Here is a 22,710-nt window from a genome sequence, read left to right on the forward strand (position 1 = left end):
TGTTACCAAGAAGTGGGGGATTGGGTTTTTTTGCAACAGAGTTTCCAAATTTAAATTAAGAGTAAAATTAGATGAATGTAATTTGGTTACTATTAAAAGCTTCTTGGTTAAATGTTTCCATCGCCATACTCACAGGCTTAATCAGCGGCGGTTGCAGCGCTATGTTAATTTCCCTAATTAATCGTGCAATCAGCGACAATTCCAATGCTAATTTAGTCTGGTATTTTGCGGGATTAGCAATCTTGGCTCTTTTGAGTGGCTTTGTATCCCAATTTTTGTTAATTTATCTCTCTCAAGAAGCTGTTTACAATCTGCGGCTGAGTTTGAGCCGTGGCATTTTGTCTACTCCTTTGCGGAATTTGGAAGAGTTGGGCGCTAACCGCTTGCTGGCCACTCTCACCGATGATGTGGGAACGCTTTCTAATACTATATTTTTGATTCCTTTTCTCTGTGTTGATATCGCCGTTGTTGTCGGCTGCTTAACTTATTTAAGCACCATTTCGGGTACGGTTTTTGTTGTTGTATTTGGTTTCCTTGTGCTGATGATTGGCACGGTGCAATTGTTGCTCAGCAAAATGCGAAAATTTTTCGATTTAGCCAGAGAAGAACAAGATATATTATTTAAGCATTTTCGCAGTATTACTGATGGAATTAAGGAACTTAAACTGCATTCCTTGCGCCGCCAAGAGTTTTTTACGGAACAATTGCAGGTGAGTGCTGATGCTTCCCGCGATTATAACGTGACTGCTTTGAATACTGGTGCAGTTGCAATTGGAGTGGGTCAGTTGCTATTTTTTATGCTGATGGGTTTGCTGCTGTTTGCTTTACCGAAGTTTGTGCCAGTTTCTACTCCGGTTTTGTCAGCTTATATTCTGACAAGTACCTATTTAATGTCTCCGTTTCAAAATATTTTGCAAAGGTTGCCAGCAATATTTCGAGCTAATACTTCTGTGGAAAAGATAGAGAGAATGGGATTGGCTTTGGCGAGTCAAGCTGAGATAAATTCAACGGTTAAACCGTTTCAAACTGCTGAGTGGGAGACACTGGAGTTAAATCGAGTAATTCACAGCTATCCAGGAGAAAAAGAAGACAGCAATTTTATTTTGGGCGAGCTTAATTTGAAGTTTCATCCGGGTCAATTGGTGTTTATAATTGGCGGTAACGGCAGCGGTAAGTCTACTTTAGCTAAGTTAATCACTGGTTTGTACATTCCTGAATCGGGAGAAATTCTCCTAGATGGTCAGCCAATTACTGAGGAAAATCGAGAGTGGTACAGGCAGCATTTTTCGGCTATTTTTTCGGATTTCTATCTGTTTGAAAGGCTTTTGGGGATGACTAATCACGATTTGGACAAGCAGGCGGCTGAATATTTGCGAGAGTTTCATTTGGAGAGTAAAGTTGAGGTGAAAGATGGAGTTTTGTCAACTACGGCTTTGTCTCAGGGACAGCGAAAGCGGCTGGCTTTGCTGACGGCGTATTTGGAAGATAGACCGATTTATTTGTTTGATGAATGGGCTTCGGATCAAGATCCGTTTTTCCGGGATATTTTTTACAAGCAGTTGCTACCGGAGTTGAAGCGGCGGGGGAAAACGGTGTTTGTGATTAGTCACGACGATCGCTATTTTGATTTAGCCGATCGCGCAATTAAACTAGATTACGGTAAAGTAGAGTATGACCGATAAAATGGATAACTACCGAATTGTCGAAACTTTGACCGAAAGCCAGGTTTCCGACTTGATGGATTTGTACAAAAACGAGTTTTGGAGCGACAAGCGGACGCGGCAGGATGTTGTGAAAATGCTGGCTGCGACTGATGTTATGATTGGTTTTGTCGATGAGAGCGATCGGCTAATTGGCATTACCCGCGTCATCACCGATTTCGTATACAGAGCCATGATTTTTGATGTCATTATCAAGCCGACACACAGAAAGATGGGACTGGGTGCGAAGTTGATGGATGCGGTTTTAACTCATCCCGAACTGCAAGCTGTCGAGCATTTTTATCTGAATTGTTTGCCGAACATGATGCCATTTTACGAGCGTTGGGGTTTTTCGGATGATATGGGCGAACTTAAGTTTTTGCGGCGCACAACAGGCTGAACTCAGCTTGTTGAAAGCCCCAATCTTTCTCGAATTACGTCTTCTTTGAAACCTACTAAAACAGCCATTCCATCTTTAACGAAAAGAGGACGTTTGAGCAGCATCGCATCCTTAGCAAAAGCATCTACCCACTGTTCGCTAGTCCAATTTTTCTTGTCATCGCCCAAAGCGCGGTAAGATTGACCGGAAGTATTTCGCATGGGTTGAAAACCCAAAGCAGTTACCCAGCTTTGGATTGTTTCGCGAGTCGGAGGCTGTTCTTTTGTGTTAATGAACTCGTAATTAACATCGCTATCTTTGAGCCACTGGAAAGCTTTTTTGCAGGTTCCGCAGTTGGGGATTCCGTAAACTTGAATTGACATAATAATGATTGTTGACTGTTGACTGTTGGCGGTTGACTGTTGGCTAATAACAACTGACAACTAACTAATGACTAATGACTACTGACTAATGACTACTGACTAATCTAGCTTGTTGAACCCATTTTTGCACGCGATCGACTGAAGGAGTCAAGTCATTGCGCTGCATTGTCGCTACGTGCAGCCTTAAAACTTGTTGGTGCAATCTCTCCACGGGCATTTGAGCCAATTGAGCCGGAGAAGCAACGCCTGCGTGCAGTAACAGCCCGCAATACTGACACCCTACACTCGGAATTCGAGCCAAATTTGCCATCGCTACCCATTTATTAACATATTGAATGTTAATCTGTAATTGATTGGCTAGCAACACTTTCGCCGCCTGCGTTTTCGTCTGGCGAATTAGTTGTCCGGTTGTGGTGATGCTGCACTCTTCCAGTTGAGATTGGTTTTCCTTGCTCAATCCCGGTAAATGTGCGATCGGCCAGTCGCGTACTTGCACAGAAGTTTGAGGAGCTTTATGAGAAATTTTCATGTTTTTTCTGTTAATTTTACTTATACTTTAAAGTCTCATATATCAAACAGTCAATAGAGGCTCTCGCTCACGTCACCCAATCAACAAAAACCCGACCAAGGAATTTGACTAATTGCGGGTGTTGTGATATTTATGCTAATTGCCTGCAAAGTAGCACTTTCAGCCTATTTTTTCTGCCTGTGGAGCAGGCTTACTGCTTAACCAAATCATCCCGGCGATGACGACAATGACTATAAAAAATACAGCCTATAAATGCTAGCACAAAAGAAGTTACCGATGAGAATTTTAGCCAAACTGCCTGCCAAGTTTGCAGTCAGAATTTTAGTTATTTAATGCTGAGAATGAAAAAACTTGTGGCTGACTGCAAACCAAACTCAAAATTATAGGTTTTTACCCATGACAATTACACGAGGTTATAATTTGTCAACTAATACTTTACAGCAACGGCGGCAAAAACTGGCCGATTTAATTAATTTTCCGGTAATTCTCTGGTCGGGGCGCAGCATTCCCCGCAATTATCCGGCACTTACTTATCCCTTTCGTGCCAGCAGTCACTTTCTATATTTTGCTGGTTTGCCCTTAGAAAATGCTGCCATTCGCTTAGAATCGGGCAAATTAGAATTGTTCTTAGATGACGCACCTGCTAGTAGCACTCTTTGGCACGGAGAAATGCCGAAAAGAGCAGAAATTGCCGAACTAATTGGGGCTGATGCTGCTTTCCCAATGGCCGAATTGAAATCGCGATCTACAAATGCAGCAACGATCGCAATTCAGGATTCTTGGACTCAGTTGCAACAGTCTCAAATTCTCGCTCGCCCTCTGACACCGCCCAAATCCCCAATCGGCATCGATCTAGAATTAACTAAGGCGATTATATCTCTTCGCCTGAGCCACGATGCAGGCAGTTTGGCCGAATTGCGTCAAGCTGCCGCTGTCACTGTAGAAGCTCATAAAGCGGGAATGGCGGCAACCCGAAATGCTCAAATTGAAGCCGGGGTGCGGGCTGCAATGGAAAGTGTCATCATCTCGGAAAATATGACCTATGCCTATCCTAGTATCGTGACTGTGCATGGAGAAGTTCTGCACAGCGAACATTATCACAATTCCCTACAAGCAGGAGATTTGTTATTAGCAGATGTTGGTGCGGAAACATCAACGGGATGGGCGGCTGATGTGACTCGCACTTGGCCTGTTTCTGGAAAGTTTTCTCCGACTCAAAGAGCGATTTATGATGTAGTTTTGGCAGCACACGATGCTTGTATTGATAAAATTAGTCCGGGGGTGGAATATCAAGATATTCACCTGTTAGCTGCTAGAATTATGGCGGAAGGATTGGTTGAGTTAGGTATCTTGCGGGGCAATGTTGAAGATTTGGTAGAAATGGATGCTCATGCGCTATTTTTTGTACATGGTATCGGACATCTAATTGGTTTAGATGTTCACGATATGGAAGATTTAGGAGATTTGGCTGGCTATGAAGAAGGAAGAACGAGAAGCAGCCGGTTTGGGTTGGGGTTTTTGCGGCTGAATCGAGTTTTGCGTGCGGGAATGCTGGTATCGATCGAACCGGGATTTTATCAAGTTCCGGCTATCTTAAATAACCCAGAAAACCGCGCCAAATATGAAGATTTCGTAAACTGGGAAGAGTTGGAAAAATTTGCCGATGTGCGAGGGATACGCATAGAAGATGATATACTTGTCATCGATGAGGGTAGAGAAGTATTGACAGGGAAATTGCCCACACAAGCTCCGGAGATTGAGGAGTTAGTTGCGGTAAATACGTAAGTTGAGCCGAGTTCGATCGCACATACGCAGTTTTATCAGGTGTGAAAAAAGATAAAGATGAATAAAGGTTGGCCAAGAAATCTTTCGATAGTAGTTAAAAAACTGCTCTCGCAAGTCAGAAAATTCGTAGCACTGATACTTCCACGTCCACGCATTGTTCGCAAACCTGTATCCTCGCCGCCGCCGATGCAAGCTGCACCTTTGCCCAGCAACGAAGAAGAGAGGCTAGAAGCACTTCACAACTACAACATTCTCGACACAGAAGCCGAAGCAGTTTTTGATGACCTAACAGCTTTAGCATCTTATATTTGTGGCACTCCGATTGCTTTAGTAAGCTTAATAGATTCTAACCGACAGTGGTTTAAATCAAAAGTTGGTCTGGAAGCGCCAGAAACTCCGAGAGAGTCAGCTTTTTGCGCCCACGCTATTTTAAATCCCAACGAATTGCTAGTTGTACCCAATGCTCTAGATGACGATCGCTTTGTCGGCAATCCGCTAGTAACTTCCGATCCCAATATTCGGTTTTATGCTGGAGCGCCGCTAGTAACTCCTGACGGTTATCCGATCGGCACTTTGTGCGCGATAGATACAGTTCCTCGTAATCTCACCCCAGAACAGCTAGAAGCGCTGCGGACTTTAGGGCGGCAAATTATCAACCACATGGAGTTGCGAATCAATCTGACTAAATTAAAGCGCGCGCAGATAAAGAACAAACAAGTAGAAGAAAAGCTCCGTTCTACAGACGAGCAAATTGTCAATTTTTTAGAAGGAATGAGCGATGCTTTTTTTGCTTTTGACACCCAGTGGCGATTTACTTACATCAATTACAAAGGAGCGCAATTTTTGAAGCGCTCGCAGGAAGAACTTTATGGTAAAAATTTTTGGGAAGAGTTTCCCGAATTCAGAAATTCTGATTTTTATAAAGAGTATCATGAAGCTGTAGCCAAACAAATTGGAGTGGCTTTTGAAAAATATTATCGTCCCTTAAAAGTGTGGTTGGAAGTCAGGGTTTTCCCTTCTCATGACGGCATTTCTGTGTTTTTTCATGATATAACTAAGCGCAGGCAGATGGAATCTGCACTCAGGAAAGAACAGAAAAAAACTGAAAGTTTACTGCTAAATATTTTGCCAGAACCGATCGCCGACAGGTTGAAGTACAAACCGGGAGTGATTGCAGACAAGTTTGAAAAAGCAACAATTCTTTTTGCTGACTTGGTGAATTTTACCCAAATTTCTACTACCATGCCCGCAACTAAATTAGTATACTTACTGAATGAAATTTTCTCGGTTTTTGACCAACTGAGTGAGAAGCACGGCTTAGAAAAAATCAAGACGATCGGGGATGCTTACATGGTAGCAGCGGGTATTCCCATTGAACGTCCAGACCACGCAGAGGCGATCGCCGAAATGGGGCTGGATATGCTAGCAGCAATTAAGGAATTAAATGTGAAGCTAGACGCCAAATTTGACCTCCGCATCGGGATTAATAGCGGCCCGGTGGTAGCGGGGGTAATCGGAACTAAAAAATTCATTTACGATTTGTGGGGAAATGCCGTGAATACAGCCAGCCGCATGGAATCTCACGGCATAACAGGTCGCATTCAAGTCAGCCACTATACTTATGAGCTGCTGCAGGATAAATATGAATTTGAAGATCGTGGGGAGATCGAGATTAAAGGTAAAGGGCCAATGCAGACTTATTTGCTGAGTGGGAGAAAAACAGTAAGCGATCTCAAAATTGCAGAGTAAATAAAGCTAAGAGTTGAAAGTACCTGATTGTTGAGGAAATGCCGGAGGCTGCGATCGATTGCCTCGAATGCGAGATCGTCCTGTGGCAGAACGGCTGCTCTAGATCAACCAAATAAGATTATGCTATAGACAGAGATATCGGAGCAATCCTAGGCGCGGTACTCGACGTTATAAAAATACTAAGTTGAAGTCGTCGGAGCCTTTAATAATGGTTCAATTTCATATTCAAACCGATAGCGATATTCCAGCATCCACCCAACTATTCAATCAAATCAGGTTTGCGATCGCCTCGCGACAATTTCCGCCCGGACACCGCTTGCCCAGCACCAGACAGCTAGCCATGCAGACGGGTTTGCACCGCAACACCATCAGCAAAGTATACCGCCAGCTCGAAAATACCGGACTCGTAGAAGCCCAAGCAGGATCGGGCATTTACGTCCGCGCCCAAGGCAACGAAGTTGTAGGCAACAAACTCAAATCTCCGATCCTCGAAGAATATCCCCTTGCCAACAAAATAGTGCAAGGAAGTATCGATCAACTGCTGGAACAGGGCTGTACGCTCAACCAAGCGAGGGAATTATTTTTGGCCGAAATTGACTGGCGGCTCAGGTGCAGCGCCCGAGTGGTCGTCACAGCCCCCACCGAAGACATCGGCGTGGGTGAACTAATGGCGAAAGAACTCGAACAAGCTCTCCGCATTCCTATACAGTTAGTGCCGATGGAACAGCTAGGTACTTTTTTGGATCAAATCTCTTCGGGAACTGTGATCACGAGTCGGTATTTTATCGGAGAAGCAGAATCGATTTCGGCACCACGTTCGGTGCGAGTTATTCCCGTAGACATCTACGACTACAGCCAGGAAATTCAGTTAGTCGGGGGTTTGCCGAAAGACAGTTATTTGGGTCTCGTTAGCCTGAGTCCGGGAATGCTACGATCGACCGAAGTCATCATCCACAGCATCCGGGGAGAGGATTTGCTGGTGATGACGGCCTTGGTGTCAGACGAGTACAAGATTAACTCGATCGTGCGATCGGCCAGAACAATTTTTTGCGACCAACCGAGTTTTGCTACAGTTAAAGCTGCCATCAATGCGGCTAGAGAAGATATTATTCGTCCCCCGCAACTGATATGCTCCGAAAATTACATCGGCTCTAAGTCGATTAATTTGCTCAAGCGCGAGTTGGGCTTGGGATGACGAAGGAAGAAGGAAGAAGGAAGAAGGAAGAGGGAAGAAGGAAGAAGGAAGAAAAACAATTCAACTTTTTTAAGTTACCAATCCCAATCCCAATGCCAAAGGCCTTAATCCCAATGCCCAATGCCCAATGCCCAATGCCCAATGCCCAATTACCAATTACCAATTATCCATGACAATTGAAATCCAACCTTCAATTAATGTTAAAACCGCGATCGAAAGCCGGCGGGCCGCGCGCAGTTTCCAACCCGATCCGATTCCCCCAGCAATCTTGGCAGAGATTTTGCGATTGGGAGTGCGATCGCCCTCTGGTTACAACTTGCAGCCTTGGCGGTTTATCGTACTTCAAGACCCAGCCAGCAAAGAAAAATTAAAAGCTTGCGCCTTTGATCAGCGCCAAGTGGTAGAAGCCCCAGTAGTATTAATCTGTTGTGGCGATCGGCGCGCAGGCAGGCCCGAAAACACCGAAGCCGTCATCGAATTGGGCAAAACCACAGGGGCAATGAATGACAATTTAGCCGGTTATATGCGACAAGCAATCCCGCAATTGTTCGAGAACCGTCCCTGCTTCGACTCCCTAGAAGCTTGGACAAACAGACATACAATGCTCGCAGTAGCTCACTTAATGATTGCAGCTAAAAGTTTTGGGGTAGACAGTTGTCCAATGGAAGGTTTTGTCAGCGCTAAGGTGAAAGAAGCCTTTCAAATTCCCGAAGAAGTAGATGTTTGCTGTTTGCTGCCACTTGGTTATGCAGCAGCACCTTTCAAACAATATGGCGGGCGTTTTGACGTGACTCAAGTTTATTACAGCGAAAGTTATGGACAGGCTTTGCAAGCTGAGATTTGAGAGTTAAGATTTTGTTGCAAATTGAATTTTAAGAGTTAAGATTTGGAATGAATCGGTGCAAAAGTTCAAACTAATCAAAAATCCCGACAATTCTGCAATCTAAAATCTAAAATTCAAAATCTAAAATCGAAAGTGGTGAGATTAGACAGAGGAGAAAATATGACAGTAGCAACGCGACAAAGCAACGCACAAATTCTCGAAGTAAAGTTGCAGCAGCACTTGCAAGCAGCCGGATTTAAAAAATTACCGCTTTATATTAGTTGCGATTTCCGAGATGAATCTTTAACGGTTGTGGGAGAACACCCGCGCAGTTTAGTTCTCAAAGCCAAACCGACTTTTGCGGTGCTAGAAGCAGCAATTCTCGAAATAGAACCAGAATCTATTCAACAGATTGGACTTTGCCTAAAAATTACCGGGCAAAAACAGCCTTATGTTTTCCATTCTTTTACCATGCACAACCCTGTTTTGTCAAGACCAAAAACAGTGCAGTTGTTCAAAAAAACAGAGCATCCCCCCGCAGAAGAAACCGGGATAGTCTTAACAGAAAATGTAGCCCAGACGGCGGATGTAGAGGAGGAAATACCGTTAGAAACGGATGAGAAAGATGCGTGGGATGAAGAATATTTCCCCAATTTTTCTGAGAGCTCCAGCAATTCCGATCCGATCGCCTTTAGGGTAGCTGCAATCCCGGCAGATATTGGAGACAATCCCTTCAATCCGCTGGATATGGAAGCGGTAACAGTTGCCCAAAAACCCAAGCGTTCACCGTTTGCGATGCTGGCTGCAGCAGGAATCATCAGTGTCGCCGCGCTAGTTTTGGCAGGCGGTTATTATATGCTGAGCCGCCCCTGCGTCATCGGAGAATGTAGTGCTTTAGCTAATGCCAAACAGTTGAGCGAGAATTCGACGAAGACGCTGAAAACGTCAAAAGTTGCCAACAGCCCCCAAGAAGCGCAGCGACAGTTAAAACAGGCGATCGTCCTTTTGGAACCGATTCCCTCCTGGTCAATTCATCGCGGTGAAGCTCAAAGCGCCTTGGAAAGCTACCGTTCGCAAAATCAGAATTTAAATTCTGCGATCGATGGAGCGCGCCTCGCACAGTCAGCAGCTCAGAAAACCCAAAATCCGCCTTATTCTGCCGAGAACGGGCAGGAAGCACAAGCTCTGTGGCAAAGTGCGATCGCCGAACTCGGAGAAATCCCCACAGACAGTCCAGTTTATCCGTTTGCTCAGAAAAAAAAGCAGGAATACCGGAAGAATTTAGCAACTGGAAATCGGCAATTAAGCACAGAGAAAAAAGCCGAAAAAACGCTGCTCGATGCCAAAAGTATAGCCCAAATAGCAGAAGCTCGCGAAGCAGTAGCTCAGACAGCCGAGACTTGGGCTCAAGTGCAATCAGGTTGGGAAGAATCCCTCGACATCCTATCAGAAATTCCCACGAACACGACATCTTACCAACAAGCTAAACTGCTAGTTCCCAGATACGAAACCAAACTTTCAGAAGCTCGCGAGCGCAAAAATGTCGAAGGAATTTCGGAAAATGCGTATACTCAAGCTGTGACTTTAGCAGCAGAAGCTCAAATTTTTGAGGGCAAAAACGCCTGGTTTAAAGCATCAGAATCCTGGCGAAGAGCTTTGAGTTACGCCGAGCAAGTGCCTGCGGCAACTGCCTATTCTCAGAAAGCCCAACCCCTGATCGCTTCCTACAAAACTTCATTGCAGCAAGCAGAAGTAAAGTTGCAGGAAGAAAGGAACCTGCAAAAAGCCCGCACCGATTTAGATAGAACTTGCAAAGGCAACCCCAAGATTTGCGACTATACTGTTAGCAAAGATTTGATTGCGGTGCAGATGACTCCAGGTTACGTGCAGAAATTGCAACAAACTTTCATTCAAGCAAACAACAACAATGCTGTGAAGTCTCGCCAAGCTGTAGAAAACCACGTTCAAACATTGCAAAAAGCTTTGGAGGCGATCGCCGAAAATGCGAAAATCCCGATGCAGGTGTACGATGGCGAAGGCAAGCGTATTGGGAGTCACGAACCAAAGTAGTTGTAGCTGTAGGGTGCGTGAGGGCAAAAAATCTGTCAGAGCGATCGGCATATTTACACTCACGCATCGCCAGCAATTTCACCTGCGGTCAATCCAGCTTGAAAAACTTGTTTAGCCGTCAAATTCAACTCAGGAAAAGTGGGCGACTCTATTGTCTCATCTCCCCGAAATAGACTAACTTCATACTCACCATCAACCAACTGATAAACCGATATCGTTGGTTGCTTGGGGTTGCCAATAAACCTGCGGCCGCCCAAACCAAGATAATCCACAATCCAATATTCAGGAATCCCGATTAGTTCGTATTCGCCTACTTTTTTGATGTAGTCATCTTGCCAATTCGTACTAACTACTTCAATAACCAGCGGAATTGATGCGCCTTGAGTCACGGTTGAGAATTTTTTCCACATAGGTTCTGACGCTAAGTTGGGGCGATTTAATATCGGAATATCGGGCGAATAAGCTGATTCGTTTTCCAGTGGCTTAACTAATGCTTGTTTGGGGATGAAGTACGGAAGTTTTACCTTTCTAAACTCAGCAGTTAACTCAGAGGCTAAAAAACCGATAACTTCTTCATGGTCTCCTAATGGCTGTGACATTTCAACAATCTCTCCATTGTGCAGTTCATAACGTGCATTTTCGGGCTTCCATGCTGCAAATTCTTCAAAATTTAGCGGTTTAGTTGCTATTTGAATCATGTCTATTCTCCTTAGTGATGACTGGGGCGGGCTATTCTTCTCACCCCACAAGATAACTCACTCTGTGTTGAACAGGTCGGAAAGCCTGTTCAATAAAATAAGGCTAAATGCAAGTTCCTACCTACATTATATTACCAATTATCAATGCCCAATTATCAATGCCCAATGCCCAATTACCATTTACCATTTACCATTTTATTAATTGTGCATCTTGATTAAAAAACTTTCTGGACAATCCCTCTGTCAACAGCAGAGTTGCGATTACAGTTGCCAGCGCTAACACAAACATAATCAAAATCTGGTAAGATGCTGCATCGAGAGGACTGACACCGCTCAGCATTTGACCTGTCATCATTCCTGGTAAAGTTACTATTCCTACCACCGTCATTGTATTTAAGAGCGGGATTAATCCAGCTTTAATCGCGTCTTTGCGGTACTGTTTTACTGCTTGCTGCGGTGTAGATCCTAAACTTAAATGGGTTTCTATTTCTAACTGGCTGCTATTAACTGTACTCACAAGTCTTTCGCCGGCGATCGCCCCGGAGTTCATGGCATTGCCCAAAATCATACCCGCTAAAGGAATCAGGTATTGCGGTTCGTACCAAGGGTCAGGTTGCAAAATTAGCAAGTTTGTATAGGCGAGAGTCAAGGCCGTACTGATAAAAATTGAACCCCAAACTAAGGGCAGTAAGTTCTTGATTTTTTTGCTGATGCGGTTGCTGGCCACCATGCTAGCTGTTGTCAGCATGATTGCTAAAACTGCTAAAACCAGCCAAGGATTTTTCCCCTCCGGGTCAAAGATGACTGCGAGCACGTACCCGACTAAGATTAGCTGGATCAGGGTGCGCCCCGCCGCGATCGCGATCGCCCCCTCCAATCCCAATCCCTGCCACGCCGAAAGCCCGATCGCGATCGCCACCATCCCCAAAGCCCAACCCAAATCTGTAAAATCTAGCAGAATTAACACCGGCCCACCCTTTCGATAATGTGATTGTTTGCCTGTCCAAATATAAGATATTGCAATAAAGGTTTCTGGAAAACAGTTTTGCTGCAAGAATTTGCTTTGATAATGGTTGAAATTTATGGTGTGAAGAGTGAATAATGTTCCCCCCCTCGACTTAACCCGCCAATACGCCCAGATTGGCGACGAGATAACCGCTGCGGTGCAAAAAGTGCTAGCCTCTGGCGGCTACGTAGGCGGCCCGGCCGTGAAGAGTTTTGAACGAGAGTTCGCCGACTACATCGGCGTTTCCGAGTGCGTTGGCTGCAACTCCGGCACCGATGCCCTGATTTTGGCGTTGCGAGCTCTCAAAATTGGCCCCGGCGATGAAGTGATTACCACTCCTTTTACCTTTTTTGCTTCGGCTGAGACAATTAGCGCCGTCGGTGCGACTCCAGTATTTGTCGATATTGACAGCGAGACTTTTAATCTGGATGTCGAACTCCTCGAAGCGGCAATTACCGACAAAACCAAGGCAATTATGCCCGTCCACATCTTCGGCCAACCGATAGACATGACTCGGTTGATGGAAATTGCGACTCGGCACAATTTAGCCGTAATTGAAGATTGCGCCCAATCTGTCGGGGCCCAGTGGCAGTCTCGAAAAGTCGGCAGCATTGGTCATATTGGCTGCTTCAGTTTTTATCCGACCAAAAACTTAGGCGCTTGCGGTGACGGTGGGGCGGTGACGACAAATGATCCAGCCCTCGCAGCTTCGATGCGAGTGCTCAAAGAACACGGACAGTCTTCTAGATATTTCTACGAAGAAATCGGGTACAACAGCCGTTTAGATGCCCTGCAAGCAGTGATTCTCAGCATTAAATTGCGGTATCTCGACAGTTGGAACGCCCAGCGGCAGGAGAAAGCGGCACTTTACAGCGAATTTCTCTCCCGCGTGCCCGGAGTTGCCGTCCCCAAAGAATTGCCGGAAGCAAAAGGAGTTTGGAATCAATACACGATCCGGCTGACAAGTCCAGAAGACGCGCAAAATCCCTCTGGCAATTTCCGGGACTTGGTGCGGGCTCAGTTGCAGGAAGCTGGCATCGGTTCGATGGTTTACTATCCGTTACCTTTGCACCTGCAACCTGTTTACAAATCTTTGGGCTATGTTGTCGGTCAATTGCCACAGGCTGAGCAAGTTTGTCGCGAAGTCTTGTCTTTGCCGATGTTCCCGGAACTGTCGAGGGATCAACAAGAGCGGACGATTTATGGGCTGAAAGATTGCTTGGCAAAGGCCGATCGCATCCGGTAGCTTTGGTGCGATGGCATCAGCGAGGGAAATGCAGGAGGAGAAAAGAATTGCAGGGTTGCATTGCTGTGAGAATGTGCAGGGTTCAGGGAGAGCTGTTAAGTATTTTGACCGATCACTTGTACTTTTATGTACTATATTTAATGAAAAGAAACAAATTTAGGCTAGCAATCCGCCTCGAACGGGTGCATTTTCCGCTCGCCTAAACCTTGCAGTGCGATCGGTCAATGATGAAGAAGGAAGAAGGAAGAGGGAAGAGGGAAGAACGAAGAACGAAGAACGAAGAATAAATAATAAATAATATTTGAACTTTCGACTTCCAATCCCCGATGCCCGATGCCTGATGCCTAATGCCCGATGCCCGATGGCCGATGCCCAATTCTCAATTTAACCTGTAATTTTCAGAAGATAAGAGGAAAATAAACGAGTGCCTCAGTATCAATTCACTCAGGCTAGACGCTACGATCCACAAGCGATCGCTCAGTATTACCGCAAACGTCCTTGGAAAGCAATTTGGCGCGCAATTACCGTTATTTGGTCTTTTGCGGGCTTTGTTCTGGGGATGCTGTGGGACAGTTGGCAGCACGAAGTCGCAGCACACCAGCCGGAACGAGCCACCCACCTGCGACAAATACTCACTCGCTTGGGCCCCACTTTCATTAAAGTCGGCCAAGCCCTTTCTACCAGACCGGATTTGATCCGCAAAGACTTTCTCGAAGAATTGATCAAACTTCAGGATCAATTGCCGCCGTTTGACTCGGTGCGCGCTTTCGAGATTATTGAAGCGGAACTCGATCGCAAAATTAGCGAAACCTACAGCGAAATCTCCCCCGAACCTGTCGCCGCGGCAAGTCTTGGTCAAGTCTACCGAGCTCGCCTCCTCACCGGGGAAGCAGTAGCAGTCAAGGTTCAGCGACCGAATTTGCTGCCAGTCTTGAGCCTGGATCTTTATTTAATGCGCTGGGCCGCTGGATGGTTGGGCCCCTTGTTGCCGCTGAATCTCGGTCACGACCTCTGTTTGATCGTCGATGAATTCGGTATCAAATTGTTCGAGGAAATTGACTATATCAATGAAGGACGGAACGCGGAGAAATTTGCTACAAATTTTGCCGACGACCCGACAGTAAAAGTTCCGAGCATTTACTGGCGCTATACTTCAAATTGCGTTCTGACTCTCGAATGGATTGACGGCATCAAGCTGACAGATATGGAAAGTGTTAAAGCCGCAGGTTTGGATACCGATAGTTTAATTGAAGTCGGAGTCCGCAGCGGTTTGCGGCAGTTGCTGGAACACGGATTTTTTCATGCTGACCCCCATCCGGGAAATCTGTTTGCCTTAGCGGACGGCCGCATGGCTTACATTGATTTTGGGATGATGGATCAGATGGAAGAAACAACTAAAGAAACTTTGGTTGATTCTGTCGTTCATTTGATCAACAAAGATTACTTACAATTAGCTAAGGATTTTGTCAAACTGGGCTTTTTGACTCCAGATACAGATATTATGCCGATCGTCCCGGCGTTGGAATCTGTACTGGGTGATATCGTCGGCGAAAAGGTGTCAGATTTTAACTTCAAGACGATTACAGACCAGTTTTCGGAGTTGATGTACGATTATCCTTTCCGGGTGCCGGCGAAATTTGCCTTAATTATTCGCTCTCTGGTGACAGAAGAAGGCTTAGCCCTGACGCTGAATCCGAATTTCAAGATAGTCGAGGTGGCCTATCCTTATGTAGCGCGGCGTTTGTTGAACGGAGAATCTCCGGCACTGCGGCGGCGTCTGATTGAGGTATTATTCAAGGATGGCAAATTCCAGTGGAACAGGTTAGAGGACATGATCGCGATCGCCCGATCGGATCGCAGTTTCGACTTGCTCCCCACAGCACAACTAGGCTTGCAATTTTTGCTGTCAGAGGAAGGGTCGTTTTTGAGACGCCAGCTAATGTTAGCTTTGATTGAGGACGATCGAATCCACACCGAAGAAGTTCGCAGCCTGTGGAACTTAGTCAAGGAAGATTTGCAGCCCGGTCGCCTGTTCAACGTTGCTCTAGGCGCTTTGACGGACTTTTCCACAGCAGGAGCAGCCGCGCTAACTCGATTTTAATTAGAAGGAAGAAGGAAGTTCGGCAACGGATTCTGTAACGGATGTAACGGATGTCAGGAAGAAGGAAGAGGGAAGAAGGAAGAAGGCAGAAGGAAGAAAAATAATTCTACTCTTGCCCATTCCCAATTCCCAATTCCCAATTCCCAATTCCCAATTCCCCATTGCCAATTCCCCATTCCCCATTCCCAAATTCCAATTACCAAAATTAAGGAATTATTCGTGTATTATTTTCCAGAACCTCCCTATTTTTTAATGTCGGCTGGATTACTAGCAGGTATGGCCTCCGGCGTAGCATTTGAAGCAACTCTCAAACAATCCGTACAACAGTGGTCTAAAAATCGTTCTACTCGCACTTTGGCTAACCTGCCAAGGCTGCAATTGGTCATACCTTTTCTGGGAATGGCGGGCGGTATTTGCGTATTTTTAGCTTCTGGGATGGAGATTTTTGGCTTCCCAAAACTACTTTCTTATGCCCTAGCTTTGCCGCTGACGGTACTCACGGGCTGGCTAGTTTGGACTCAGCTAGGTAAGCTTTTGATCGAGTTAGAACGCGGAGGTTCCCAAGCGCTAGATCTGGATTCTTTTGAACAATGAAAGTTAACTATCAACCTCTTTTGTTGTGAAAAGCGAAGGGGTTGATAGTTCTCTAAGATCATCCTATTTGATACTTTTTGAACCGCAGAGAACGCAGAGAACGCAGAGGAAGAGAAAAAAGATGATGATGACAACTTAGGAAATAACTTGTGTAAAAAGTTTTAAATCTAAAATCTAAAATCTAAAATCGAATGAGTATTTTAATTGTTACGGGTGCGGCGGGATTTATTGGTTCTAACTTAGTAGAAACTCTTTTAAATCGAGGGGAGACGGTGATCGGTGTTGATGAGTTCAACGATTATTACGATCCGGGTCTCAAGCGCAAGAATATTGCACGATTTGAAAAGTATCCGGGTTTTGAATTGGTGGAAGGCGATATTTTGTCTCTAAATTGGCGAGGTCTTTTATCCGATGCTAAGGTAATATTTCATCAGGCGGCGCAAGCAGGAGTTCGTGCTAGCTGGGGCGACGGTTTTCGCAGCTATACCGAACGCAATATTAACAGCACTCAAGTATTGTTAGAAGCGGCAAAAGATGCGCCCAGATTGCAAAAGTTTGTCTATGCTTCTTCTTCTTCAATTTACGGAAATGCTGAAGCTTTCCCGACGAGTGAAAATGCTTGTCCGCAGCCGGTTTCTCCCTACGGAATTACGAAATTAGCCGGTGAACGTTTGTGCGGGCTTTATTACAAAAATTTTGGCCTTCCGACTACTTCGCTGCGCTATTTTACTGTTTACGGGCCGAGACAGCGCCCCGATATGGCTTTTCACAAGTTTTTTAAGTCGATTTTGTTTGACGAGGCGATTTCTATTTTCGGAGACGGATTGCAAACGCGGGATTTTACGTTTATCAGCGATTGCGTTGCTGCGAATTTAGCGGCGGCTGAGGTTCCAGAAGCTGCGGGAGAAGTTTTTAATATTGGTGGGGGAAGTCGGGTAGTTTTAAAAGAAGTTATTGATACAATAGAGAGAATTGTCGATCGACCTATTCGGATAGATTTTACTGAAGCTGCGAGGGGAGACGCGCGACACACTAGCGCGGATGTGTCTAAAGCCCAGAAAATCTTAGGTTATCAGCCGCAGGTTGCTTTAGAAGAAGGTTTAAGGCGCGAATGGGAGTGGATTCAGTCTTTGTACAGTTAGATACTATTTATCCCACAAATTCCGCCACTTAAATTGAATATTATTAACTTTTTGAATTACCCAACTTTTGAGATTTCTCTGCAAGCGAACCAACAAATTTGGATGTGCGAGTTTTGGCAGTGTTTCCGGCGAATTCAAATATCGGTAATGTAGAAACACCTCTCGGTAGGGAATCTCAACATCTTCGCCAGCACACAATCGAGTAAACTTTGTAGCCGCAATACTCATGTAGTGTAAATAAGTCAACCGTCGCCCTTTATCGTATAGAACATAATCTATCACATCAAATTGAGAAGACCAATGATTTCCCGTTACCAGTGCAGGTTGATGATAAGCAAAGTTGTAAAAAGATATTTTGCTGCGGGCGACTAAATAGTTAAGTAAAGATTGGTCAGCGCCCCGCAAAGACATAATTTCCGATTCTCCTGATGTTAATTTATCTAGAAATTGAGAGCAATTATTTCGATTGAGAACCCCGGCTTTTGACGCAAACCAACCCGCACAAAAAGTATGAGATTGCAGTTCGTCAATATTTAAAATTTGAGGTAATTTTGGGGAGGACAAATCAAATATATAATTGAGGTCGGATTTGTATTGAAAATCGTTTGCTACCCAATCAAAATCATCAAGCTTTTGATAAATATAATCGAGAGAGCCCATTAACAGAGTGTCTGCGTCAAAATAGATAAATTTATCAAAAGGGCCGTCGAAACAACATAATTTTCGGTGCATTTCCAAACATTGAACAGGTTTCAAACCTTTAGATTGCCAAACTTTTTGAGCTTTTGCATGAGTTTTCCAAACTTGAGTCGCAAAGTCTTCCCAGAAAATTATTGACTCGCTATTTTCAAACAGGGTGACATGAGGACGAGTAGCAATTTCTACTTGCACTTTTTTCATTCGATTATCATAGGGAATGATACAAACAGGAATATTTTTTGCCCCATTGACTTCAAGACTGTTCAATAAAGCCACTAACTGGTCACAAACAACATCATTTGCCAGAATATAAATGCCATCAGTCATCAGATTTTAGATTTTAGATTTTAGATTGAATAATCCTACTCGTTACTAGGTGCTGTCTGTAAACCAGTTAATTTATTATTGCGCGTGGACTTCATTTGTGTGTTCGCATTGCTAGCGATTTCAATCGCCGTGTGACTACAAACAATATTATTTATCCATGCCAATATCGAAATATTTTTTGAACCAAATTTTGTTTTTCCTCTTCCTCATTGAGATAACGATAATGTTTCCAAAGTTTCCAATAAGGACTACCCGATTTAATTTGGATTCCAGCCCAGTGAAGATATTTTAACCTTTTACCTTTGTCATAAAGAACATAATCTATTTCCTGAAAATGCTTGGAACCAGCCCAGCTTCCAGGCTCGGTTGCTGAATCTTTAACAAGATTGCAGCGCTTGGGAATCAGCTTAAGAATGATATAATTTAGTATAGGTTGGTCTGTGACATTTTGAGTAAAGTCAAAATATTCTCGATGCTGCGAACATTCTCGCAAATTTTCATACATTTGCGATTCTGTAATAGTTCCTTTTCTGGAAGCCCAAAAACCGCTGTTGAATACATCTTGAAGCTGTGAGTCTGTAAAGATATTTTGTTCTTTTACAGCGGGTGAAAATACATTTCGCAGTTTTTCGCTGAGGTGGTGGTAGTCGCAGCAAAAAAAGTCTACTTCTGATAGTTTGTTTAAGTTGTCTGCGATGTCTTCAAAGACGATGATATCGGTATCGATGTAGAGAAATTCGTCAAGCGGGCCAAACCAGGCGGCGAGTTTTCGCATTTTGTTGGGGAGGGCTAAAAAGTTGCGATCGAACGTTTGGCCAATTTCTCTGGTAAACTGTTCCACAAACTCCAGATTTGGGAACAATCGCACCCCGTGGAGACTGCTGAGTGCGGCTGCGACTTGCTGATAATTGTCGTCGAAGGGAATCAGAAAAACAGGTACTTGACAATTGTACAGACGTATGCTGTTTAAAAGGGCGATCGCACTTTCGATCACCTTATCATTCGCAACAATATAAATACCGCGACTCATACATTTATCCTCAACCTTCTCAATACCCTGGTTAACAAATTCGGCGCAGAAACCTCAGTATAAGACTTTGGCGCTTGGGCAAAAATCGGACGCTTGGAGGGTTCGCGGAGATAGCGGTAATGCAGGAACAAATCGCGATAGGGAAACTCAATATTTTCGCCCGCACAAACTCTCCGAATTAAATCCGGCGGCACACCAATATAATGAATGTAAGTAAGTCGGTTTCCCTTGTCGTACAAAATCCGATCTTGCTCTTCAAAATGTTTAGAAGTGACACTGCACCCAGTTTTTAGGCTATCCGGGAGGCTATAAGCAAAATTATAGCTATTCATCCCCGTTTTCATCACCATATAATTGAGCAACGGCTGTTCTCCCGCACCTTCATAGAGAATTTCCGCCTCGCCCGATTGCAGTTGAGCTAACAGCCATTCCCTAGTATCTTGCTCAAACAATCCTTGCTTGCTGGCGTAAAATCCAGAACAAAATATTTCCGAGTCGATCCGAGATTGCTCAAAAATTTCGAGGAGTTTTGGCGACTGAATATTGTATACTTTAGTTGGGGATAGAAATTGAAAATCATAAACCACAAAATCCGATTCCTCCAACTTCTGAAAAACCGCATCAAGGGAATTCATCACCAAAGTATCCGCATCCATATAGATAAACTTTTCAAACGGGCCGTCGAAAGCGCAAAAGCGCCGATGTGCACCGTAAAGCCGGAATTTTTTGCGGTTCAAACGCTCTGGCGCGGCTGCTTGCATGAATTTGTCCCATCGCTGAATAGATGCGCTATCTTCATAAATAAAGACGTTGGGACGGTTAACAATTTCAGCTTTGATTTGCTCTATTTGGTCATCGAAAGGATAAATACAGACAGGAGTATTTGAGCCTAAGATCACTTCAATACTGTTGAGCAAGGCAATTAGTTGGTCGTAAACTGTATCGTTGGCTAGCGTGCAAATTCCATTCATATCTATAGTCTCGCGAAGGCGGACTTTGTTTCTTTAGTTGCGGTTTCAACCGCCGAATGATCTCAAGGGTAAAATGGTAGAAAAGTGCGATCTAGGAAGACTAAAGCACAGAACCGAAAACCAGAGCCACGCGAAAACCGATATACGATTCGCGGTTGCCCACCGAGCCCCTGACACGATAGGCACTGCGACAACTGACTGCATGGCTGGCCCAGGAACCGCCACGCTGCACTCGGAAATTATCTCTACCAGTTTCTTCCCAAGAACTTCCGTTAGTTGGTGCGCCCTCATACCTATCGTGCCACTTATCGCTGCACCACTCCCAAACATTGCCGTGCATATCGTACAGTCCAAAGGCATTGGGAGGAAAACTCCCGACATCGGTTGTTTTTCCGCGGCAAAGTCCTTTGGGGGCGTTTGCCAAGGGGTAGTGTCCGTTATAGTTGACTAACTCCGGGGTAATAGTTTCCCCAAAATGAAATGGGCTGGTTGTACCGCCACGACAGGCGTATTCCCATTCAGCTTCACTCATGAGGCGATATTTTTTCCCGGTTTTTTGCGAGAGTTTGCCACAGAATTCGACTGCCATATCCCACGATACTTTTTCTACAGGAAGTTTTTCACCTTGAAACCACGATGGGTTATTTCCCATCACGGCTTGCCACTGTGCTTGGGTGATGGGGTATTTGCCTGCATAAAAAGCGGGTACTGTTACTTGATGCTGCGGATTTTCATCATATATTTTACCTTTTTCGGTTGCTGGCGAACCCATAATAAATGTACCGCCGGAAATATAAACCATTTCCAGCACAACTGGATTCCCTAAGTCTTCGCGCAAGAAGTGAGCATAATCACGGCGGCGACTGTTTTCTTTTCCTGCAGCATCAACTGCGATCACATCAAAGTCAAAAATAGGCGAATATTTTTGGAACTTCTCTTTTATATTTGGTTCCTCTCTCTCCTTCAGCAACGAATATGCAGCCAACTTCACCTTTATTGATTCATCCTGCAATGCCGGAATTATCAAGTCTAAACCAGCTTCTCCATATTTCAACGCTTCATACAGTGCGGTGATTCTGACTTCGAGAATCGGTGAAGCTAACCGACTCTTAACACCAGGAATCCCGCCTAAGACAGTCGCACCAAATGGCACTGGAGATTGGGCACCGAGTACGGCATCGTATTCTCTGGGTTGATTTTGGTTTTCTGTCATTGCGCTATTTCCTAAGATACAAAGTGAGACAGCCAATTGAGCAAGTTTAATTCATGGAGAATGATTTGTCTGGCTTCGGCAATTTTCTCCCTCGCTTCATGCCAATAATCCGCATTAGCCACAACCTGTTTAATAAATTCTACTCCCTTCTCATCCAGACTCGGCAGCCGCAGAAAACTCCCCGCCGGCAACAACTTATCCGCCGCCGCACCGCCGTAATAAATTGGCAAACACCAACCTAATAAGGCATCCCAAAGCTTCTCGCTGACATACCAATCGTTTTCTGCATAATTTTCAATAGCTAAGTTGTAATAGTATGGTGCGACGGCGTGCCATTTATTGTTCACAGTCCCGTTCCCGCGCGCCCAACTTGGCAAGTTTCGCCCGTAAAGGTCAAAATCCAATTCTTGCGATCGCAGCAATTTGATAAAATCTAATCGGTGTCGGTGATTGGCGCTGCGGCTAACACCTGAAGTAATCCAAGAACAGGATTTAGTTTTCGGCGGAGCAGCCATTTCATCGAGTTCTCGAAACGAGTTAGAGTGATACCAAATCGCGGGCATATAATCGGGTTTTGGTGCGAAGTCGTCGGGGCCGGAAATGTAACCGCAGTAAAGTTTGGCTTGTTCGTAATTGGCTTTGGTAATTTCAATTACTTCGGGTAATGGTGGCTCGCGGATCAGGTAAATTATGCGTTCTTTGGGGACACCGCGCAATTTTTTTTGAATGTCGTTTTCTTGGTTTTGATGTCTGTAGTGGCGGATTTTATCGACCCACGATAGTTTTTTTGGCGGTTGGGGAAAGTCGAATTGATACATGAGTAAAAAGTCTGGTTCTGGGTGGTTGGCTAGCATTTGAATGTTTCCCCAGTCTCCGAAGTTCTGGGGGGTTTGTTGCCACAGCCAGTCGCTTTGATTCATCCCTGGATAGGTGGTGATTGTGCCGATAATTTTTTGGTTCATATCTAATAATAAATCTGATTTTTGCGTGTGGGCTGGTTTATGAGATTATTAATTTTAGGCGATGATTGTTGGTAAAACCCGCCCCGGAGGATTTTAAAATTATCGGAT

General features: G+C 44.7%; 22 protein-coding genes. 12 read left to right on the forward strand and 10 right to left on the reverse strand.

The window, feature by feature from the left end; all coding sequences use genetic code 11:
- The first annotated feature begins 71 nt into the window (after nt 1–71).
- Nucleotides 72–1,682, forward strand: coding sequence for a cyclic peptide export ABC transporter (locus QUA36_RS11925; protein ID WP_333457588.1), 1,611 nt, complete (start codon nt 72–74; stop codon nt 1,680–1,682).
- Nucleotides 1,672–2,100 carry a GNAT family N-acetyltransferase gene (locus tag QUA36_RS11930; protein WP_333457589.1) on the forward strand — a complete coding sequence of 143 codons (429 nt, stop codon included), beginning with the start codon at nt 1,672–1,674 and terminating at the stop codon, nt 2,098–2,100. Before QUA36_RS11925 ends, QUA36_RS11930 begins: the two co-directional genes overlap by 11 nt.
- 2 nt (nt 2,101–2,102) lie before the next feature.
- Here QUA36_RS11930 and QUA36_RS11935 read toward each other — a convergent pair whose 3' ends face one another.
- Together QUA36_RS11935 and QUA36_RS11940 are read right to left on the reverse strand one after the other, a co-directional pair.
- Nucleotides 2,103–2,462 (reverse strand): Spx/MgsR family RNA polymerase-binding regulatory protein, encoded by a 360-nt coding sequence (locus tag QUA36_RS11935; RefSeq protein WP_333457591.1) that lies wholly within the window; start codon nt 2,460–2,462, stop codon nt 2,103–2,105.
- 85 nt (nt 2,463–2,547) lie between these two features.
- Complete coding sequence (locus tag QUA36_RS11940; RefSeq protein ID WP_333164792.1) at nt 2,548–2,991, reverse strand: DUF4332 domain-containing protein; 444 nt, start codon at nt 2,989–2,991, stop codon at nt 2,548–2,550.
- A 396-nt stretch (nt 2,992–3,387) separates the two neighbouring features.
- Between QUA36_RS11940 and QUA36_RS11945 the strand changes: the two genes are divergently transcribed.
- From QUA36_RS11945 to QUA36_RS11970, 6 genes are all read left to right on the forward strand, one after another.
- Nucleotides 3,388–4,776, forward strand: a complete 1,389-nt coding sequence (locus QUA36_RS11945; protein ID WP_333457593.1) for an aminopeptidase P family protein — start codon at nt 3,388–3,390, stop codon at nt 4,774–4,776.
- Nucleotides 4,777–4,962: 186 nt separating this feature from the next.
- Complete coding sequence (locus tag QUA36_RS11950) at nt 4,963–6,525, forward strand: adenylate/guanylate cyclase domain-containing protein (protein ID WP_445251277.1); 1,563 nt, start codon at nt 4,963–4,965, stop codon at nt 6,523–6,525.
- 208 nt (nt 6,526–6,733) lie between these two features.
- Complete coding sequence (locus tag QUA36_RS11955; RefSeq protein ID WP_172185941.1) at nt 6,734–7,720, forward strand: GntR family transcriptional regulator; 987 nt, start codon at nt 6,734–6,736, stop codon at nt 7,718–7,720.
- Complete coding sequence (locus QUA36_RS11960; protein WP_333457595.1) at nt 7,717–7,893, forward strand: hypothetical protein; 177 nt, start codon at nt 7,717–7,719, stop codon at nt 7,891–7,893. Before QUA36_RS11955 ends, QUA36_RS11960 begins: the two co-directional genes overlap by 4 nt.
- Nucleotides 7,890–8,564 (forward strand): nitroreductase family protein, encoded by a 675-nt coding sequence (locus QUA36_RS11965; protein WP_333457597.1) that lies wholly within the window; start codon nt 7,890–7,892, stop codon nt 8,562–8,564. Before QUA36_RS11960 ends, QUA36_RS11965 begins: the two co-directional genes overlap by 4 nt.
- Nucleotides 8,565–8,723: 159 nt before the next feature.
- Nucleotides 8,724–10,613 carry a hypothetical protein gene (locus tag QUA36_RS11970; RefSeq protein ID WP_333457599.1) on the forward strand — a complete coding sequence of 630 codons (1,890 nt, stop codon included), beginning with the start codon at nt 8,724–8,726 and terminating at the stop codon, nt 10,611–10,613.
- A gap of 59 nt (nt 10,614–10,672) precedes the next feature.
- On the opposite strand, the gene QUA36_RS11975 is transcribed toward QUA36_RS11970, so the two are convergent.
- The gene (locus tag QUA36_RS11975; RefSeq protein WP_333457601.1) at nt 10,673–11,311 is read right to left on the reverse strand and encodes a Uma2 family endonuclease; all 639 of its coding nucleotides are present in this window, start codon (nt 11,309–11,311) and stop codon (nt 10,673–10,675) included.
- A gap of 187 nt (nt 11,312–11,498) precedes the next feature.
- Nucleotides 11,499–12,278: an ABC transporter permease gene (locus QUA36_RS11980; protein ID WP_333164777.1), complete on the reverse strand. Its 780-nt coding sequence runs from the start codon at nt 12,276–12,278 to the stop codon at nt 11,499–11,501.
- 127 nt (nt 12,279–12,405) lie between these two features.
- Between QUA36_RS11980 and QUA36_RS11985 the strand changes: the two genes are divergently transcribed.
- Both QUA36_RS11985 and QUA36_RS11990 read left to right on the forward strand, forming a co-directional pair.
- Nucleotides 12,406–13,563, forward strand: a complete 1,158-nt coding sequence (locus tag QUA36_RS11985) for a DegT/DnrJ/EryC1/StrS family aminotransferase (protein ID WP_333230650.1) — start codon at nt 12,406–12,408, stop codon at nt 13,561–13,563.
- Nucleotides 13,564–13,987: 424 nt separating this feature from the next.
- Nucleotides 13,988–15,664 (forward strand): AarF/ABC1/UbiB kinase family protein, encoded by a 1,677-nt coding sequence (locus QUA36_RS11990; protein WP_333457603.1) that lies wholly within the window; start codon nt 13,988–13,990, stop codon nt 15,662–15,664.
- On the opposite strand, the gene QUA36_RS11995 is transcribed toward QUA36_RS11990, so the two are convergent.
- Entirely contained in the window at nt 15,665–15,847 is a 183-nt protein-coding gene (locus tag QUA36_RS11995; protein WP_333457605.1) for a hypothetical protein, read from the reverse strand.
- Nucleotides 15,848–15,883: 36 nt separating this feature from the next.
- On the opposite strand from QUA36_RS11995, the gene QUA36_RS12000 reads away from it, so the two are divergent.
- Nucleotides 15,884–16,258, forward strand: coding sequence for a hypothetical protein (locus tag QUA36_RS12000; protein ID WP_333041041.1), 375 nt, complete (start codon nt 15,884–15,886; stop codon nt 16,256–16,258).
- 191 nt (nt 16,259–16,449) lie between these two features.
- Complete coding sequence (locus tag QUA36_RS12005; RefSeq protein WP_333456627.1) at nt 16,450–17,400, forward strand: NAD-dependent epimerase/dehydratase family protein; 951 nt, start codon at nt 16,450–16,452, stop codon at nt 17,398–17,400.
- Nucleotides 17,401–17,403: 3 nt separating this feature from the next.
- Here the strand turns inward: QUA36_RS12005 and QUA36_RS12010 are convergent, their stop codons facing one another.
- The 5 genes from QUA36_RS12010 to QUA36_RS12030 all read right to left on the reverse strand — a co-directional run bounded on the left by QUA36_RS12010 (nt 17,404) and on the right by QUA36_RS12030 (nt 22,602).
- Complete coding sequence (locus QUA36_RS12010; RefSeq protein WP_333457607.1) at nt 17,404–18,426, reverse strand: Npun_R2821/Npun_R2822 family protein; 1,023 nt, start codon at nt 18,424–18,426, stop codon at nt 17,404–17,406.
- A gap of 151 nt (nt 18,427–18,577) precedes the next feature.
- Nucleotides 18,578–19,456, reverse strand: a complete 879-nt coding sequence (locus tag QUA36_RS12015) for an Npun_R2821/Npun_R2822 family protein (RefSeq protein ID WP_333457609.1) — start codon at nt 19,454–19,456, stop codon at nt 18,578–18,580.
- Nucleotides 19,453–20,427, reverse strand: a complete 975-nt coding sequence (locus tag QUA36_RS12020; RefSeq protein WP_333457611.1) for an Npun_R2821/Npun_R2822 family protein — start codon at nt 20,425–20,427, stop codon at nt 19,453–19,455. Before QUA36_RS12020 ends, QUA36_RS12015 begins: the two co-directional genes overlap by 4 nt.
- A gap of 100 nt (nt 20,428–20,527) precedes the next feature.
- Nucleotides 20,528–21,640, reverse strand: a complete 1,113-nt coding sequence (locus QUA36_RS12025) for a formylglycine-generating enzyme family protein (RefSeq protein WP_333456566.1) — start codon at nt 21,638–21,640, stop codon at nt 20,528–20,530.
- 11 nt (nt 21,641–21,651) lie between these two features.
- Nucleotides 21,652–22,602 (reverse strand): glycosyltransferase family 10 domain-containing protein, encoded by a 951-nt coding sequence (locus QUA36_RS12030; protein WP_333457613.1) that lies wholly within the window; start codon nt 22,600–22,602, stop codon nt 21,652–21,654.
- Between the last annotated feature and the right edge of the window lie 108 nt (nt 22,603–22,710).

This window comes from Microcoleus sp. Pol10D4, from assembly GCF_036701555.1.
GTDB lineage: Bacteria > Cyanobacteriota > Cyanobacteriia > Cyanobacteriales > Microcoleaceae > Microcoleus.

What these genes read in the sequence shown, in the direction of transcription:
- QUA36_RS11925 (WP_333457588.1), top strand. Translation starts at nt 72, where the DNA reads ATGAATGTAATTTGGTTACTATTAAAAGCTTCTTGGTTAAATGTTTCC.
- QUA36_RS11930 (WP_333457589.1), top strand. Translation starts at nt 1,672, where the DNA reads ATGACCGATAAAATGGATAACTACCGAATTGTCGAAACTTTGACCGAA.
- QUA36_RS11935 (WP_333457591.1), bottom strand. Translation starts at nt 2,462, where the DNA reads ATGTCAATTCAAGTTTACGGAATCCCCAACTGCGGAACCTGCAAAAAA.
- QUA36_RS11940 (WP_333164792.1), bottom strand. Translation starts at nt 2,991, where the DNA reads ATGAAAATTTCTCATAAAGCTCCTCAAACTTCTGTGCAAGTACGCGAC.
- QUA36_RS11945 (WP_333457593.1), top strand. Translation starts at nt 3,388, where the DNA reads ATGACAATTACACGAGGTTATAATTTGTCAACTAATACTTTACAGCAA.
- QUA36_RS11950 (WP_445251277.1), top strand. Translation starts at nt 4,963, where the DNA reads ATGCAAGCTGCACCTTTGCCCAGCAACGAAGAAGAGAGGCTAGAAGCA.
- QUA36_RS11955 (WP_172185941.1), top strand. Translation starts at nt 6,734, where the DNA reads ATGGTTCAATTTCATATTCAAACCGATAGCGATATTCCAGCATCCACC.
- QUA36_RS11960 (WP_333457595.1), top strand. Translation starts at nt 7,717, where the DNA reads ATGACGAAGGAAGAAGGAAGAAGGAAGAAGGAAGAGGGAAGAAGGAAG.
- QUA36_RS11965 (WP_333457597.1), top strand. Translation starts at nt 7,890, where the DNA reads ATGACAATTGAAATCCAACCTTCAATTAATGTTAAAACCGCGATCGAA.
- QUA36_RS11970 (WP_333457599.1), top strand. Translation starts at nt 8,724, where the DNA reads ATGACAGTAGCAACGCGACAAAGCAACGCACAAATTCTCGAAGTAAAG.
- QUA36_RS11975 (WP_333457601.1), bottom strand. Translation starts at nt 11,311, where the DNA reads ATGATTCAAATAGCAACTAAACCGCTAAATTTTGAAGAATTTGCAGCA.
- QUA36_RS11995 (WP_333457605.1), bottom strand. Translation starts at nt 15,847, where the DNA reads ATGGGGAATGGGGAATTGGCAATGGGGAATTGGGAATTGGGAATTGGG.
- QUA36_RS12005 (WP_333456627.1), top strand. Translation starts at nt 16,450, where the DNA reads ATGAGTATTTTAATTGTTACGGGTGCGGCGGGATTTATTGGTTCTAAC.
- QUA36_RS12010 (WP_333457607.1), bottom strand. Translation starts at nt 18,426, where the DNA reads ATGACTGATGGCATTTATATTCTGGCAAATGATGTTGTTTGTGACCAG.
- QUA36_RS12015 (WP_333457609.1), bottom strand. Translation starts at nt 19,456, where the DNA reads ATGAGTCGCGGTATTTATATTGTTGCGAATGATAAGGTGATCGAAAGT.
- QUA36_RS12020 (WP_333457611.1), bottom strand. Translation starts at nt 20,427, where the DNA reads ATGAATGGAATTTGCACGCTAGCCAACGATACAGTTTACGACCAACTA.
- QUA36_RS12025 (WP_333456566.1), bottom strand. Translation starts at nt 21,640, where the DNA reads ATGACAGAAAACCAAAATCAACCCAGAGAATACGATGCCGTACTCGGT.
- QUA36_RS12030 (WP_333457613.1), bottom strand. Translation starts at nt 22,602, where the DNA reads ATGAACCAAAAAATTATCGGCACAATCACCACCTATCCAGGGATGAAT.